Origin of the sequence: Leptothoe sp. ISB3NOV94-8A, assembly GCF_043421595.1 — a bacterium.
Lineage (GTDB): Bacteria > Cyanobacteriota > Cyanobacteriia > Phormidesmidales > Phormidesmidaceae > Leptothoe > Leptothoe turfae.
Genome location: NZ_JAXSQW010000001.1, coordinates 3,963,396 through 3,980,294 on the forward strand (window position 1 = coordinate 3,963,396; position 16,899 = coordinate 3,980,294).

At 47.7% G+C, this 16,899-nt stretch carries 15 protein-coding genes; 11 read left to right on the plus strand and 4 right to left on the minus strand.

Annotated features, from left to right (window positions below; genetic code table 11):
• Positions 1 to 251: 251 nt before the first annotated feature.
• Positions 252 to 1,427, plus strand: coding sequence for a pentapeptide repeat-containing protein (locus SPB21_RS16670; protein WP_499867196.1), 1,176 nt, complete (start codon positions 252 to 254; stop codon positions 1,425 to 1,427).
• Positions 1,428 to 1,441: 14 nt separating this feature from the next.
• Here SPB21_RS16670 and SPB21_RS16675 read toward each other — a convergent pair whose 3' ends face one another.
• From SPB21_RS16675 to sufR, 3 genes are all read right to left on the minus strand, one after another.
• Positions 1,442 to 1,828: a tetratricopeptide repeat protein gene (locus tag SPB21_RS16675; protein ID WP_163670315.1), complete on the minus strand. Its 387-nt coding sequence runs from the start codon at positions 1,826 to 1,828 to the stop codon at positions 1,442 to 1,444.
• Between the two features lie 348 nt (positions 1,829 to 2,176).
• Complete coding sequence (locus tag SPB21_RS16680; RefSeq protein WP_499061694.1) at positions 2,177 to 2,461, minus strand: NDH complex assembly factor CRR9; 285 nt, start codon at positions 2,459 to 2,461, stop codon at positions 2,177 to 2,179.
• Between the two features lie 79 nt (positions 2,462 to 2,540).
• Positions 2,541 to 3,173 carry an iron-sulfur cluster biosynthesis transcriptional regulator SufR gene (gene sufR, locus SPB21_RS16685; RefSeq protein ID WP_006515512.1) on the minus strand — a complete coding sequence of 211 codons (633 nt, stop codon included), beginning with the start codon at positions 3,171 to 3,173 and terminating at the stop codon, positions 2,541 to 2,543.
• 179 nt (positions 3,174 to 3,352) lie between these two features.
• Here sufR and SPB21_RS16690 point away from each other — a divergent pair, with 179 nt between their 5' ends.
• From SPB21_RS16690 to ybaK, 7 genes are all read left to right on the plus strand, one after another.
• On the plus strand, positions 3,353 to 3,712 hold the full coding sequence (locus SPB21_RS16690) for a ferredoxin-thioredoxin reductase catalytic domain-containing protein (protein WP_163670311.1): 360 nt from the start codon (positions 3,353 to 3,355) through the stop codon (positions 3,710 to 3,712).
• Positions 3,713 to 3,843: 131 nt separating this feature from the next.
• Positions 3,844 to 5,283 carry a Fe-S cluster assembly protein SufB gene (sufB, locus tag SPB21_RS16695; protein ID WP_163670309.1) on the plus strand — a complete coding sequence of 480 codons (1,440 nt, stop codon included), beginning with the start codon at positions 3,844 to 3,846 and terminating at the stop codon, positions 5,281 to 5,283.
• 32 nt (positions 5,284 to 5,315) lie between these two features.
• Positions 5,316 to 6,098 (plus strand): Fe-S cluster assembly ATPase SufC, encoded by a 783-nt coding sequence (sufC, locus tag SPB21_RS16700; RefSeq protein WP_163670307.1) that lies wholly within the window; start codon positions 5,316 to 5,318, stop codon positions 6,096 to 6,098.
• A complete protein-coding gene (sufD, locus tag SPB21_RS16705) occupies positions 6,095 to 7,375 on the plus strand; it encodes a Fe-S cluster assembly protein SufD (protein ID WP_499061692.1) in 1,281 nt (426 codons plus the stop codon). Before sufC ends, sufD begins: the two co-directional genes overlap by 4 nt.
• A gap of 3 nt (positions 7,376 to 7,378) precedes the next feature.
• Positions 7,379 to 8,641, plus strand: coding sequence for a SufS family cysteine desulfurase (locus tag SPB21_RS16710; RefSeq protein ID WP_163670303.1), 1,263 nt, complete (start codon positions 7,379 to 7,381; stop codon positions 8,639 to 8,641).
• 193 nt (positions 8,642 to 8,834) lie between these two features.
• On the plus strand, positions 8,835 to 10,505 hold the full coding sequence (locus SPB21_RS16715) for a diguanylate cyclase domain-containing protein (RefSeq protein ID WP_163702646.1): 1,671 nt from the start codon (positions 8,835 to 8,837) through the stop codon (positions 10,503 to 10,505).
• A 27-nt stretch (positions 10,506 to 10,532) separates the two neighbouring features.
• Entirely contained in the window at positions 10,533 to 11,000 is a 468-nt protein-coding gene (gene ybaK / locus SPB21_RS16720) for a Cys-tRNA(Pro) deacylase (protein ID WP_499867199.1), read from the plus strand.
• A 45-nt stretch (positions 11,001 to 11,045) separates the two neighbouring features.
• Here the strand turns inward: ybaK and SPB21_RS16725 are convergent, their stop codons facing one another.
• Positions 11,046 to 11,801, minus strand: a complete 756-nt coding sequence (locus tag SPB21_RS16725; RefSeq protein ID WP_499867200.1) for a response regulator — start codon at positions 11,799 to 11,801, stop codon at positions 11,046 to 11,048.
• 937 nt (positions 11,802 to 12,738) lie between these two features.
• On the opposite strand from SPB21_RS16725, the gene SPB21_RS16730 reads away from it, so the two are divergent.
• From SPB21_RS16730 to SPB21_RS16740, 3 genes are all read left to right on the plus strand, one after another.
• On the plus strand, positions 12,739 to 14,007 hold the full coding sequence (locus tag SPB21_RS16730; RefSeq protein WP_499867201.1) for a sensor histidine kinase: 1,269 nt from the start codon (positions 12,739 to 12,741) through the stop codon (positions 14,005 to 14,007).
• A 124-nt stretch (positions 14,008 to 14,131) separates the two neighbouring features.
• Complete coding sequence (gene proS, locus SPB21_RS16735; protein ID WP_499867202.1) at positions 14,132 to 15,937, plus strand: proline--tRNA ligase; 1,806 nt, start codon at positions 14,132 to 14,134, stop codon at positions 15,935 to 15,937.
• 54 nt (positions 15,938 to 15,991) lie between these two features.
• Positions 15,992 to 16,780, plus strand: coding sequence for an LmeA family phospholipid-binding protein (locus SPB21_RS16740; protein ID WP_163670281.1), 789 nt, complete (start codon positions 15,992 to 15,994; stop codon positions 16,778 to 16,780).
• The last annotated feature ends 119 nt before the right edge of the window (positions 16,781 to 16,899 follow it).

The window sequence follows — 16,899 nt, forward strand, 5'->3', positions numbered from 1 at the left end:
AAGGCCAGTCATTAAAACGCCAGGCATAATCGGCGTACATTAGACTTTTAATATAAAAGTTGCATTTTTAGATACCGTTTTGAAATTGAGTTAATACCCTTAAAGACTCCCCATGCATTAGTGAACCGATTGATAGGTTCATCATTTTCCAGCATATTTAGACTGGCGATTGTACGGCAGCGCCTTCTGAACAAACAAATTTCTTGTTTTAATCGACTCGCCGTTCCATCACCGTTGTTATAACTCTACCTATGGACGATATCGCGAAAGCCTATACCGTACTGGAGTTAGAGCCCGGTGCTTCACTCTCAGACGTAAACCAGGCTTACAAAGACCTGGTCTTTATCTGGCATCCTGATCGGATTCCAGCCGATAACACACGGCTACGCGATAAAGCCCAAGACAAACTCAAACGTCTTAATGACGCTCGTAGCCGTCTCAAACAGCATCTGCGTCACCACGGCACAACAACAGCCTCTAAATCCAACAATAAATACAACCCTGAACGTTACGGCAGCCACCGCTACCGTTCCTATAGCCAAACCCGGTATACCCATCCCTACAGTTCTAGCAACGGCAATGGGTCAACAAACGACACCGCCGCCGCCGGGTATGCCAACCATAGGAGCAATGGCGCTAGCGCAAGAAACGGTGGTCCATCTGCCCAAAATAGCAACCGACCCACGAATGGTTATAGGTCAGCCAGTAGCAACCGACCCACACATAATTCTAATGGCTCTAACTCTAACGGCTTTACAGCGCCCAAGCCGTCTACTACCAATCCAGCTTCATCCAATGGGTATAGCACAGCTGGTGGTTCTACCAACGGCTCCAACAGCTCGGCTAAAAGCCATGACTCCGCTAATGGTGCTGCGACCAATGGCGCTGCCGCGAGCAGTAGCAGCAGCAATGACCGCAGCAGCGCATCTAATAATGGGCGCAGTTCGCCTTACAGTTCGTCCTATCGACCTACCAACGACAATAGCTACGCAGATTACATCTACCGAGCCCCTCAACCCACCTATTCGCCGCCTCAAAATTCACCGACCCGCAAGAAACCCGATACCGATTTGGAAGGGTCTGACTTTAAAGGGGCCAATCTTAAGGAAAAAGATTTCTCAGGTAGAAATCTCAGCAAGTCGAATTTAGAAGGGGCTGACCTTAGCGATACGTTTTTACATAAGGTCAACCTTAACCAGGCAAATTTACACAAAGCAAAACTTTTCCGCGCAAACTTACTACAAGCTAACCTCAGTCACGCCAACCTCCGAGAGGCCAACCTGATTGGGGCCGACCTCAGTGGGGCTGACCTCAGTGGGGCTGACCTCAGTGGAGCCATTATCGGCTATGGCGATAAAATCATGGTCAAACTGACAGCTGCCAGGTTAACGGGCACGATTATGCCCAACGGCAACATCCACGAGTAGGTAGATTAGCCCCCTTACCAATCACTAGTTTGGGTCCATCGAGCTTCAATAAACTCCCATATAGCCTCACGATTGTCATAATTAGCAGTCACCTGTAGCCGCTCAAGCAAGGCCTTTTTTTGAACGTGAGTATCATTACCTGGCTCAATGGCAATGAGCGAGTCCACAATCTCCATGGCATTCTGCGTAGACCCAAGCGCCATCAACACATCACTCAGTAACACCAGTGATGGAACGTGACGAGAATTTTGTCGTCTAGCTTTTTGTAGCAATCTTTCCACTGAATGCAGCATGTCTTCACTGTCATGAATGCTGAGACTCACAACTCTGGTCCATCGCTTACGAGCGTCTAAATAAAGGTTATCTGCTGAACGATTGCCCCGATCAAATAGCATCATCATATTCACTCAAATTCCATAATCCTTCACACAGCAGCCAGACTGAAACGCATGCCATAGAAACCTGGCCTCCATGAACAACCAAAGCCCATGGAGATTCCTCGCATAACACAATCGCTATGCTGGGCGGGTTTTCTTGATAAACAGCATCCATAGCAAGAATGCCGTTTATCCCTAAAACATCCACCTACAGCAAACGCTTCAAATCATCTGTCTTATTACCCCAGACTGTCCTTAACTAAGGACAGTTTCCTTTGAGAGAAATCCTTTACCGTTACTATAAATAGGCCAGATGCTAATAGAAACTCGTAAAGCTATGACGTTGTGGCTATCCTGAAAAGTCAGATAGTGCTAGCTTTCTAGGTTTACATCCTCTAAGTTTGTGGCCTCCCACTTCAGAACCGAGGCATTTATACCTTGCTCTTGCTTACGCTTAGAATCTGCTTCAAACCAGGCGATGATCTGGGCTGTGGTCAGCTCGTCTACAGAAATATCCATATCCTTAGCTATAAACGCCAACAGCTTTGCTGTCGAAAGCGTTAATCGAGTGAGAAACTTCTCTGGTGTCGTTAGCAGAGCTTTGTCTACCTCAGCAGATTCTTCGGGCGTTAAAAACTGAAGGGTTTGATCGAACATAAAATTCAAGGTAGTTAATTATCTTGCGCACTAATAATTTAGGGACGTTCCATGGAACGTCCCTAAATTTAAATAAACCCTATTTCTTTTGAATCTTATAGGCGCAGAGGTTCTCACCCCGTACTAGCCAATGTGTACGCTCAACCTGACAATCGGGTAGGGCTACGGCAAACATGGCTAACTCATAACCACAAACCGATGGATAGGACGCTGCCACCTGGGAAATAGCACAGTTATATTCGGCGACGATATAGGTGTTTTCGTCGTCGCCCTGATGTAGCTCCGCCATATAGCCTTCCGCCTGGCGAAGTTCTACCAGTTGTTCTACTCGTTCAGGTAATGATCCAGTACCGATGATTTCAAAGTAGTGTTGAGCCTTGCGCTGCCACTGCTGCTTCAAGATCACGCCCACCTGCTCAGAACCGACGGTGTCGGTCAATGTATCGAGTAGGGAAACTGCAAACTGATCGTACTGGGATGGAAACTGATCACGCCCTTTGGAACTGAGTTGATAGATATAGTTGGGACGTCCCATACCTGACTGCATTGCCTGGTGCTCAACTAGCTCCTCGGCTTGCAAATCTTTAAGGTGACGACGAATGGCTTGGGGGCTCACACTTAAATTTTCAGCTAGAGTCTGCGCTGTCGCTTGACCCGCCTTCATTAAAAACTGGAGTATATCGTCCTTTGTGGATGGCTGCACTGACTTCATGGCCTGAAGTTTCGATCGCAATATTACAGACTGTAAACAGTAAACCTGATCTGATCCCACTTTAGCAACATATATGTTGCTAAAGTCTGCTAACTCTATTACTCTTTAAAAAGAGTTAAGCAACCTATGTGTTGTTTAATTATAGAATCATCTGGTTGTCTCAGCATCCCCATTCACCCATGAGCATAAGTAAGCCGACCCAGGCCACAGAAAAAAACCTTGAGCTGATGCGGAATTTTGCCCAAAGCTATGCCAAACGCACTGGCACTTATTTTTGTGCTGACCTTGGTGTGACTTCCGTAGTGCTTGAGGGTTTGGCAAAGCATAAAGACGATTTTGGCTCTCCCCTGTGTCCCTGTCGCCACTATGAAGATAAGGAAGCCGAAGTCAAGAGCACCTATTGGAATTGTCCTTGTGTTCCCATGCAGGAACGCAGAGAATGCCATTGCATGCTGTTCTTAACGGAAGACAATGACTTCGCTGGTAAGGATCAGGAAATTTCCTTTGATCGTATTCGTACAGAGACGAATAAATATTAGACATTAGACAGCTATTGTGGTCTAAGGCCGATTTCTGTCACCCTGGTCATTCCACTTTAGTCCTGCCATTCCGACCCCGATAAACTTCCACATTTCGTTCAATCGCCCCTCCCAACCTTCTCGGTTAAACCATGAGCACTAGTAGCGTTCAATCCGTTGTTAGCCAACCTTACAAGTACGGATTTGTCACTGACGTAGAATCCGATGTCATCCCCCGTGGATTGAGTGAAGACATTATTCGTTTGATTTCAGAGAAAAAGAACGAGCCGGACTTCATGCTTGAGTTTCGACTCAAGGCCTACCGGCAGTGGCTAAAAATGACAGAGCCTACTTGGCCTAACGTCAATTACAAGCCCATCGACTATCAGGACATCATCTACTATTCAGCCCCCAAGCAAAGTGAAAAGCTGAAAAGTTTGGATGAGGTAGATCCAGAAATTCTGGCTACCTTTGAAAAGCTCGGCCTGCCTCTGTCAGAGCAGAAGCGCTTAACCAATGTGGCAGTTGATGCTGTCTTTGACAGCGTTTCTATCGCAACCACATTTAAAGAAGAACTGGCAGAGCACGGCATTATTTTCTGCTCTATATCTGAAGCTGTACAGGAGTACCCAGATTTAGTTAAGAAGTATTTAGGCAGCGTTGTACCGTCAGCCGATAACTACTTCACAGCCCTAAACTCAGCCGTTTTCAGTGATGGCTCCTTTGTTTACATCCCTGAAAACACTCAGTGTCCAATGGATTTGTCCACCTATTTCCGGATCAATAATGGAGATTCAGGTCAGTTTGAGCGCACACTGGTGATTGCGGACAAGGGCAGTTCCGTCACCTACTTAGAGGGCTGTACCGCCCCCATGTATGACAGCAATCAGCTACATGCGGCTGTGGTTGAGCTAGTTACCTTGGATGATGCCAAGATTAACTACTCCACAGTGCAGAACTGGTTTGCTGGTGATAAAGATGGCAAAGGTGGTATTTACAACTTTGTCACCAAGCGAGGCCTGTGCTCGGGTAAGAATTCTAAAATCTCCTGGACTCAGGTAGAAACCGGTTCAGCAATCACCTGGAAGTACCCCAGCTGTGTACTGGTGGGTGATAATTCTGTCGGTGAATTTTATTCGGTAGCGCTGACTAACAATATGCAGCAAGCCGATACGGGCACGAAGATGATCCATGTGGGTAAAAATACTCGCAGCACGATTATTTCCAAAGGAATCTCTGCGGGAAATTCTAAAAATAGCTATCGCGGTCTTGTAAAGGTAGGCCCCAAAGCTGAGAACGCCCGTAACTATTCTCAGTGTGATTCCATGCTGCTTGGCGATACCTCTAACGCCAATACCTATCCCTACATTCAAGTCCAGAACAACACTGGTCAGGTAGAGCATGAAGCCTCTACTTCGAAAATTGGTGAGGACCAGCTGTTCTACTTTGCCCAGCGCGGCATTTCTCCTGAAGATGCGGTTTCTATGATCATCAGTGGCTTCTGCCGCGATGTGTTTAACAAACTACCCATGGAGTTTGCAGCTGAAGCTGATAAGCTACTGGCCCTTAAGTTGGAAAATTCTGTTGGCTAACGCCTGAATCTACACCGTCAGACGCACTTTCAATGATTAACTCAGACGCAAAAACAATTCTCTCTGTCAAAGATCTACGAGCCAGCATAGATGGAACTGAAATCCTGACAGGTGTCAACCTTGAAGTGAAAGCTGGTGAGGTCCACGCCATTATGGGTCTCAACGGTTCCGGTAAGAGTACGTTTTCTAAGGTGCTAGCCGGTCACCCTGACTATGAAGTTACGGGTGGCACCATTGAATTTTATGGTAAAGATCTCTCCGAGCTAGAACCCCATGAACGGGCCACAGCAGGTATTTTTCTAGCCTTTCAATATCCTCTGGAGATTCCGGGTGTCAGCAACCGTGAGTTCTTGCGGGTGGCCTACAATGCCCACCGTAAGGCCCGTGGGGAGGACGAGATTGATGTATTCGACTTTGATGATTTAATCGAAGAGAAAACTGAAATCGTCAAAATGGATGTGAGTTTTCTAGACCGTAGCGTTAATGAGGGCTTTTCTGGTGGTGAGAAAAAGCGGAATGAGATTCTGCAAATGGCACTGCTAGAACCTACGTTGGCCATTCTAGATGAGACCGATTCTGGTTTGGACATTGATGCTTTAAAGACTGTGGCAGAAGGCGTTAATAAGCTGGCCACACCGAACAGTGCTAACTTGGTGATTACCCACTACCAACGGTTGCTTAACTACATTGTGCCGGACTATGTCCATGTGATGTGCGGTGGGCAAATCATCAAAACCGGCAGCAGAGAACTGGCCCTAGCCCTTGAAGCTAAAGGCTATGAATGGCTCTTAGAAGAGCAGGTGGTGGCTTCATGAGTAAAGTAGCTACCGTAACCCAGCGAGATCGCTATCTAGGGGAACTCCTTGAGCAGGCGGCCCTCTCCGCTAAGCAGTCTCCCTTAGGGTTAGATACCTTACGAGCCGCCGCTCGTGCGCTCGTACAGGAACGCACATTTCCATCCAACCGCGATGAAGATTGGCGATTTACCGATCTGTCATCCATGTTGGAAATGTCTTTTCAGGCCCCAGGGGCTTTAAAAGATTCGGTGATTGCTGAGGCTAAACAGCAGTTGGCCAACATCAGCCTGGGGGATACAGCTCGCCTAGTGTTTGTTAATGGCATCTTTGCAGATAGTCTCTCTAACGTCGGTGACGGCACTAGCGTTCTAAGTCAGGCAGAAGCTACACCTGATGCGTTGGCTCAGATACAGGGAAGCAATGAAGTCTTTACGGCTTTGAATACAGCTGGCTTTACCGACGCTGCCGTACTCCATATCAAGAAAAACACAGCCATTGAGCAACCGATTCAGATTGTTTATCTGACCATTGGTAATGGGTTGTTTGTACAGCCACGGTGTCTCGTAGTTGCGGAAGCAGGTAGCGCTGTCACGCTGGTAGAGGAGTTTCATGGCAGTGGCGCTAGCTTTACCAACAGCGTCAGTGAAGTGTGGGTTCATGATAATGCTGAGGTGACTCATCTGCGGTTACAGCAGGAGTCATCGGAGGCAGTCCACATTGGTAAAACAGCGGTTTCTCAAGCGCGGGATAGTCGTTATCGGAATACGGCATTCATTTTTGGGGCAGGCATTTCTCGCCATAACCTGGAGGTTTATCAAACAGGACCCCAAACTGAAACTGAACTCACTGGGTTAACGGCTGTTCGCGACAAACAATTGGCTGATACCCACAGTCTGATTGCCCTTAGCCACCCCTACGGCACTGCCAATCAGCTACAGAAAAACATTATGGACGATCGGGCCCATGGTGTATTCAATGGCAGGGTGTATGTGCCCCATCAGGCCCAGCTCACCAATGCATCACAGCTGAACCGTAATCTGCTACTGTCATCCAAGTCCCGAATAGACACTAAGCCAGAGCTTGATATTGTCGCTGATAACGTCAAGTGCGCCCACGGTGCAACTGTGAGCCAACTGGCACCGGATGAGATGTTTTATCTGCAAAGTCGGGGCATCAATCGTGACCAGGCCCAGCGGCTATTAATTTACGCCTTTGCAATGGAAATTATTGAGCCGATTACTGTGGCTCCCTTGCGAGAGCGCATGAATCAGTACATTCAGCAATGGACAGTGTAGGCAATGACTTTAACTATGGCTAAACCTCTCGCCGATGAAGTCCGGTCGGATTTTCCGATTTTGGACCAGACGGTGAATGGTAAGCCGCTCATCTATTTTGATAATGCGGCCACGTCACAAAAGCCTAAGGTCGTTCTTAATGCCCTTGTGGATTATTACCACCAGGACAATGCCAATGTTCATCGTGGTGTACACACCCTCAGCGCTCGGGCAACGGCGGCCTATGAAGGTACCCGTGACAAGGTAGCAGCCTTTATAAATGCATCCAGTCGCGATGAGATTGTCTTTACCCGCAATGCCAGTGAAGCCATTAACCTGGTGGCCTATGCCTGGGGCTTGAGTAACCTCAAGGCAGGCGATGAGGTGATTCTGTCGGTGATGGAGCATCACAGCAATCTGGTGCCCTGGCAGCTGGTGGCTGAACGGACGGGTGCTGTGCTCAAGCATGTACAGCTGACGGATACTCAAGAGTTCGATTTTGAGCATTTCAAAGGGCTGCTTTGCGATCGCACCCGCCTAGTGGCCATTAACCACATCTCCAACACCCTTGGCTGTATTAACCCAGTTGAAGACGTCATCAAGCTAGCCCATGGCCAAGGTGCCAAGGTACTGATCGACGCCTGCCAAAGCGTGCCCCACATGCCAGTAGATGTACAATCCCTTGACTGTGACTGGCTAGTCGCCTCAGGTCACAAAATGTGTGGTCCCACGGGTGCCGGTTTCCTCTACGGCAAACTAGATATTCTCAATGCAATGCCCCCCTTCCTGGGCGGTGGTGAAATGATTCAGGATGTTTACCTGGATCATTCCACCTATGCTGAACTGCCCCACAAATTTGAAGCAGGTACGCCCGCCATTGCTGAGGTGATCATGTTAGGGGCAGCGGTCGACTACCTCACAGGCATTGGCATGGATCGCATTGCCCAATATGAGCATGAGCTGACACGGTACCTCTACGAACGTTTGGCCGATGTGCCTAAGATCAAACTCTATGGCCCTAAACCCAAAGCTGATGGCAGTGGACGGGCTGCGATCGCAACATTTACCGTTGAGAATCTCCACGCCCAAGATTTATCGACATTCCTGGACCAAACTGGAATTGCCATTCGCTCTGGGCATCACTGCACCCAGCCACTACACCGCTTTCTAGGCAACGACTCCACTGCTCGGGCCAGCCTGTATTTCTACAATACCTACGATGAAATCGACAGCTTTGTCACTGCCCTCAAAGACACAATTGAGTTCTTTGGCAATATTTTTGACTAACCTGGAGAATCTGGTTTAAGGAGAGCTGAGCTAGCGGATTGAGACTGAATTGACATGAAGAGAAGTGTCTAACTATAGTTAAAACACCGCCCATTTGAGGCACCCTTATTGAAGTAAGTCTGATGTGGAACTCCGGTTGAATGTAACCCAATCGGAGTTTCACATCAGCTTGATCCATTCTTCATCAGTTGGGATGTCGCTTGCGCCTGAGCAATCTAATCAGCCATTGGTCACGCCTGTTTTTTTAGACAGTCATTCACCTCACCATGCCTTATCACAAGCACTTTTAGAGCTAAGCCAATGTGCAGCAATCTACAGCGGTGATGTAGAGGCCGCTACCGCCGCTGTTACATATTCCATTGTTAAAAATCTAGGTACAACCAACTGTCAGGTTTGGTTATACACCGAGGACCGTAACCTATTTCAATTAGTGGCTGATTACGGTCCCCATGCTGCCAATACCCCGCTAAGCCAGCTGCATGTAGACAACCATATCGACTATTTTCATTGCTTAACCCAGCAAAATTGGCTTGTCCTCAATACGGGTGACGCCACTACTAATCAGTTAGGCAAACAGCCAGGTAAACAGTTAGGGCAACCATCATCAACAGATGACAAAGACGCTCCCCTATTACTGTTTCCTCCCTATTTATCGGGTCAAGAGCAGACCATTACCGCCTTAATTGAAATTCCCATTTACCATCAAACCCAAGTAGTTGGCGTTCTCTGCTGTAATCAGCAAGAATCTCCCAGGGTCTGGCAGGCAGCACATAAGCATTTCATGATTACAGCCGCTGGTCTCATTGCTCTAGCTATTAGCCATGCCAGCGAACAAAAAAAACAAAAAATTTTAAGCAAACAAAAACGTCAACTCAAGCTCGAAATGATTGAGCGGCAGCAGGCTGAGCAAGCCTGGCACGAGAGTCAGCACTTTATTCAAGGCATCCTGAATGCCAGTACTAATATTCTGTATGTAAACGATTTTGCCAGTGGTGAAAACTACTACATTAACGGTTACATGAAGAATATTCTGGGGTATTCTCCTGAAGAAATTCAAAAATTTGGAGCCCAGTTTTTAGAAAGACTGGCCCATGCTGAAACTATCCAAGCCATTCACCAAACCCGCAAGCATCTGGCAACGTCGACCCGGGGTGAGATTGTGGAGAATGAATATCGCTTTCGCCATAAACAAGGCGATTGGTTGTGGATGTTATGCCGAGAAACTATTTTCCAATGGAATTCAGACGGCACACCACAACAGTTGCTAGGAACAGCCACAGATATTACTGCCCATAAGGAAAATGCCCAGGCACTGCAACAGCAGAACCAGGCACTGACAGCCCTGGCACGGGTAGATGGCCTCACGCAAATCGCCAATCGTCGGGCTTTTGATGAATTTCTCGACAAGGCATGGAAAGCTCGTAACAACACCCCCCTAACACTGATTCTTTGCGATATCGATTATTTCAAACTCTACAACGACACCTATGGTCACCAGGCGGGAGATGCCTGTCTCCAAGAGGTGGCTCAAGCACTCAAAACGGCTGTCAAGCGCGAACCTGACTTTGTCGCTCGCTATGGTGGAGAGGAATTTGCGGTCGTGCTACCCAATACAATCGGGAAAGGGGCACAACACGTGGCAGAGACAATTCGAGCGGCTGTCCATGCACTGCACATTGAACATCGTCTTTCAGACGTTAGCCCATGGCTGACGGTCAGTCTAGGTATTGGCAGTGTGACATCCACCGACCCAGGCACTTACGAAGCAATCATTGCCGCCGCCGATCAGGGGCTTTATCAAGCAAAATCCAACGGTCGCAATCAATTTGCCATTGGACATGTGGAGATATCCCAGCAACAATGATTTGGCACCATTGATTGCACACCAAAGATGAAAACCAATGCGGCTCGTCTTCTAGACGCTTTGGACATTGACTATGGGATCCTGACCTACCCGGTAGATCCCAATAATTTAGTGGCTGGCGCTACAGCCGACAAACTAGGCCTGCCCCATGATCAGGTGTTTAAGACTCTAGTTATTCGTGGCGATCGCAACGGTATTTGCTTAGCTGTGCTGGCTGCCAATGCCCAACTCAACCTCAAAGCCTTAGCTAAACTCACCAAAGACCGAAAAGTACTACCGGTTCACCTCAAAGAAGTGCAGCCTCTAACCGGCTACATCCGAGGCGGCGTTACCGCCCTTGCCTGCAAAAGGCACTATCCCACCTACGTAGACGAATGGATTGAGGCCCACGACCACATTGCCGTATCCGCCGGTATGCGTGGGGCCATGCTATGGCTAACTCCCCAGGATTACATCAAGGCAACCCAGGCCACCGTGGGAGCTATCGCGATGTAGGGGCGCGTTGTATGCAACGCCCCCCAAACCAGGAATCAATCGCCCCTACCGGGCAAGCAACATATAACCGTGTCCTTGAATAGTCATAATCCGCACCGTGCTATGACCTAGCTTTGTTCTCAGGCGCGAAATGTGAACATCTAGGGCCTTAGTATTCAAATCAGCATCCGCAGTATATCCCCATACCTGTTGCAAAATATTCTCTCGCGTCAAGATTTGACCTGGAGTTTGAACCAAAAAATATAGAATATAAAACTCTATTTCAGTCAGCCGGATATATGCATTTTGCCCATAGACTTTTCGAGTTTGGGGATAGAGAACAAGATCACCGACAGAAACCACAGTCGTATCAACACTTCGATCCGCTAATGTACCACGAACACCTGGAGATACCCGCCTAAGTATCGATCGAATGCGCGCAATCAGCTCTCGACTCGAAAATGGCTTAACAATGTAGTCATTAGCCCCCAGATCTAATCCAGTCACTCGATCTGCTGGACTCCCTAAGACAGTGGCCATAATGATCGGTACATCCGATTCTAGCCGAATCAGCTGACACACCTGCAAACCGTCCAACTTAGGCATCAGGACATCCAAGACAACAAGGTCAACCACATTAGCTCTAAATTGAGCCATGGTTTCCTCACCATCTGAGGCCAGAATCACATCAAATCCAGCCTTAATGAGATTTCGCTGTAAAGCATTACGGATGTGAACCTCATCCTCAGCAATTAGGATGACAGCCTTAAAGTTACCCACCTGATATAACCTCAATACAAAGCCCCGCAAAATGAGCGCCACAGGGCGTTAATTTTGCTCATTCGGAGCATCGTGGAGGATAAATCGGCAAAAGCAATTGGGGTACTCGTAGATAGCTAGATAAACAATGAATAACTAGCCAAATAACTAACCTATGAGTGAGGAAATAATACCTACCCATACGCCATAGTACCGAAGAAAAAACTTTCCTCAAAGAGGAATTAAAAGTGACTTAATTACTTTCTTGCTGCATCCAAGTTCCCTTAATCTTGCTAAATCTGCCTATATTGATGAAGTCTTACTAGTTAGCTACTGTAGCATTTGAAAGGTCTGATTAAATCCTAATCCCTCACTAATGAGAGAGGCCCTTAATAATTCGATACATTTTTAAATTAATGTGTCGCTCAATCGACGTTCGCCAGGCGCTGGAGTCTAATACTTTTAGCGAGTTTCATGCGAGGTTATAAATCGGTCGCCTTGGTATCTATATGTTTAGAAAGTTAGAATAAAGGTTTAAATGATTAGTTAAAGGGCTAGTAATTGTTATTGTTTTAAGTTTTTTAACCTTGAAAGGCCCGTTGATTGCTCCCTTAATTTTGCCCACAGAGTCATATTGATGAACGTCTTTAGATACATTATTGCTCAGTGAGTTATAGGGGTATTCATCACCATTTTTCAATGTACTACTTTCTAGTAAACTGATTTCTCGATAAACGTTTCCATGCAGATATGGACCAGGACAATACCTAACTCATATCAGGTTTATAACTATTGATTAAAGCACCTCATTAATACACTAGATAATCTATGCAATGATGTCTTAGCTATCCAAGAAGCTAAGACTTTTATGGATGTCTAACTTTTACATATGTTTTAATAGCAGGTAGCTAGTAGGTATGACATGGCTACTAGCTGAAAGCGACTTGGATTTAGGAGGCTAGGTCGACTTTTGATAAGTAACGGATTCGAAGGCAATCCATTGCAGTCTGAAACGATTGATTCAGACCGGTTCAACGTGGCTTTTGCAGGTTCCCATACTGCCCGCAGTTATCAAACCCTGATGCAAAAGATTTTATTCACGACTCTCCAAGGGGGTACTTTTGAAGAGTTGATTCACTGGTTACCGACAGCCATCGCAGAGAACTTCAAGCTGAAGGGTTGCCAAATAGAACTAGTGGATGAGAACCAACGCACTGCCACCTTGGTTGGCAACGTGGGTACTGGTTGGTCAATTCCACTTAACCAATCCCGTAACCTCGACAAAGTCTGGGAATTTTATAAGCCTTCCAAACTGGGTAAGTCCTTGCTGCTGAACGCTCAACAACTAGGCATAGATAATGGTTCAACAACGTCTTTGCCTTGGCTAGGCTGTCCAATGTTACATCAAACAACTTTGCTAGGTAGTGTTTGGGTAGTCCGCCGTAGGGATGAAACCTTTAATGAGACTGAGATCAAGGAGTTACAACAGATTGTTGATTGTCTTGCGATCTCATTGCACCAAACCCAACTGACCCAGACAGTTAACATCCAGAAAACAGAAATTCATCAATTACGCCAAGCCAAGGATGAATTTCTACAGCTCATCTCCCACGAACTATTTGTTCCCCTAGGGAATATCCAACTCTCCACCCAAACCTTAGAAAGAATCTTCAAAGACGTCTCATGGCGAAAGGTGCCCCAACGCAGCACTGTACTAAAAGTGTTGAGCTTACTTAGCCAAGAATGTCGCAGACAAAAACAGTTTGTCGACAATCTCATCACCCTGATGTTTCCTGAACATCAGAAAACATCAGAACCCATGTTGATGAACCTCAGCGATTGGCTACCCTCACTGTTGCGCACATTCGAGACTAGATTAGAGCAAGAAGAGTTAACCCTAAAAACCAACATTCCTGCTGAACCTCTGTTAGTGGAATGCGACATCACTCAGCTAGAACGTACCATCACCGAGTTAGTGACCAACGCAATCAAGTATACGCCTCCTAAAAAAACCATCAAAATCGCAGTCCAGGCAACGGATAAAGCAGTGGAAATTGCGATCGCAAACACAGGCGTACAGATTCCAGCCAATCATCAACCCCACATTTTCGAGAGGTTTTATCGAGTACCTGAACTGGACCAGCAGAACTATGGCGGTAGCGGTCTGGGTCTGGCTTTAGTCAAGCAGTTGGTGAGCAATTTGGGTGGAAACATTGGGTTTAAGAGCACCAAGCAAAAGACAACATTTACCGTGCAACTACCGAGGTAGAAGCATGCCCGAATCAGAGGAGGATGGGCAGTGCCTACCCTCTTCTAAAATTTTTCGCCCCAATGCAGCAACCCTTTACCCTAATACACTAGACTGTGTTGATGTTGTGAAAACCTGCTGAATTATGCGCCTGTCCCAGATGCTGTTTGTCACGCTGCGTGAGGATCCTGCTGAAGCGGAGATTCCCAGCCACAAGCTAATGCTACGGGCGGGTTATATCCGACGGATTTCCAGCGGTGTATTTGCCTATTTGCCGCTGATGCTACGGGTTCTAAATAAGGTATCGGCCATTGTGCGCGACGAAATGAATGGGACTGGAGCCCAGGAATGTTTGCTGCCTCAGCTACAGCCTGCGGAACTGTGGCAAGAGTCCGGGCGGTGGGACACCTACACCAAGGCAGAAGGCATTATGTTTGCCCTGACGGATCGTCGCCAGCAGGAAGTAGCCCTGGGGCCTACCCACGAGGAAGTCATCACCATGGTGGCGCGGGATATGGTGCGCTCTTATCGGCAACTGCCCACCCATTTATATCAAATACAAACCAAATTTCGCGATGAAATTCGGCCTCGTTTTGGCCTGATGCGGGGGCGCGAATTCATTATGAAAGACGGCTATTCATTCCATGCGGATATGGATAGCCTCAAGGCCACCTATGGGGATATGTACCAGGCCTACAGCAATATTTTGAGTCGCTGTGGACTTAAGTTTCGCGCTGTGGAAGCGGACTCTGGTGCCATTGGTGGTTCGGGATCCCATGAGTTTATGGTGCTGGCCGACGCAGGCGAAGATGAGGTGCTGTACACCGAGGATGGCAAATACGCGGCCAACGTAGAAAAGGCAGTGTCTGTACCCGCTGATGCAGTTCCTTCAGAATTTAGCGAATACAAAAAACTAGAGACACCTAACACGTCCACCATTGAGACCATGGCGAAGTTTCTAGACTGCTCGCCCACACAGATCGTCAAAAACGTTCTGTACCAGGCGGTCTATGACAATGGCAAAACGGTACTGGTGTTGATCAATATCCGGGGAGACCAGGACGTCAACGATACTAAGTTGCAAAATGCCCTGACTAATCTAGCGGCAGATTATGATGCGTCTACTCTATTGTCCTTAGAAGTGCCCGACCCCGAGGCCCAAGCCAAATGGGCGGCCAAGCCGTTACCCCTGGGCTACATTGCCCCCGATATTTCCGATGACTACATTCAAACGCTGGACAATGTAGCGCCCAAGTTTCTGCGGCTGGTGGATGAAACGGCTGTAGACCTCAAGAATTTTGCCACTGGGGCCAATGAGAAGGGCTACCACGTGGTCGGTGCTAACTGGGGTGACCAGTTCACCCTGCCCGAGATCGTGATAGATATCCGCAAGGCCAATGCCGGTGATCGCGCTGTCCACGACCCTAGCCAAACCATTCAAACTGCACGGGGCATCGAAATCGGCCACATTTTCCAGCTGGGCACCAAATATTCTACTGCCATGGGCGCAACGTACACCGATGAAGGTGGTAAGTCTCAGCCATTGGTCATGGGTTGCTACGGCATCGGCGTATCCCGTCTGGCCCAGGCTGCGGTGGAGCAGTCCTATGACAAGAATGGCATTATTTGGCCAGTTGCGATCGCCCCCTACCAGGCCGTCGTTGTCGTGCCCAACATCAACGATGCTGACCAGATGGCCGCCGCTGAGAAGCTTTACGAAGAGCTAAATGCAGCCGGTGTAGAAACATTGCTAGATGACCGTAAAGAACGGGCCGGTGTGAAATTCAAAGATTCTGAACTCATCGGTATTCCTTTCCGGGTAGTGACCGGGCGCTCATTGAAAGAGGGTAAGGTAGAAGCGGTCAAGCGGGCTGATGGCGAATCGGTTGAGCTGGCCGTAGACAAGGTGGTCAGCACCATCAAGCAATGGGTTGACGATGCCATTGGGTGATTCCCTCACCCTGGGATACCCCTACAGTTTTGATGGCAATTATTTTTGTAGGCCATGGAATTTATTTCAATCCTGCTTTCTAGCCTGATTTTTATCGGTTCACCCATTGGCTTGGGCCTGGATACCCTGGCCGAAAATGCGCTGCGGGCTCGGCTCAATGGCGTGGAAGATATTCAGGTACGGGTGGATAATGGCTCGAATTTGAACTTGCTGAAGGGTAAGATCAACCGGCTACAGGTGGGTGTGCGGGGTATGTATCCGGTGGAAGGGTTTCGGGTTGCGATCGCAGACCTGGACACTGACCCCATTGATCTAGATTTCAATAAACTCAGACGCGGCAAAGTAGCCCTCGATGAGCCCTTAAATGGCGCACTTCATTTGGTAATTACACCAGAAGATCTCAACGAGTATCTGCTGTCACCGGAATTTACAGAACGGCTTAACAACATTGAAATTAACTTAGGAAATGCGGCCCAGTCCCGTGAAGCTAGCCGCTATCAGTTTAGCAATCCTAAGGCAACTTTTTTACCCGACAATCGCCTCCAGCTAGAGCTGGATCTCTCTGAGCCGAGCCTGGGGGAAGGATTAAAAATCAAGGCTCAGACTGGCTTTACCATTGAAAACGGTCATCGCTTGATTTTGGTAGACCCGGAAATGTCGGTCAATGACAGCGAAGCACCAGAACAGTTGCTGGAGGCATTCACCAAGAATTTGGGTGATCGCCTGAGCCTACGTCGCCTGGAAGAGTCCGGCATTACTATGCGGATCTTGGACGCATCGATTCAGTCCGAGCAATTTGATCTGGTGATGTGGGTTAGCATTGACCCAAGTTTTACACAATAGACATTACGGTCGGCAAGGACAATCTCCTATGCCATCAACCCAAATTGTGAAGTAACCACCCCTGAATCACAGTTGCCGATTTGTCGATTAGCAAGCTATAGTTCGATTATTCGAAACTT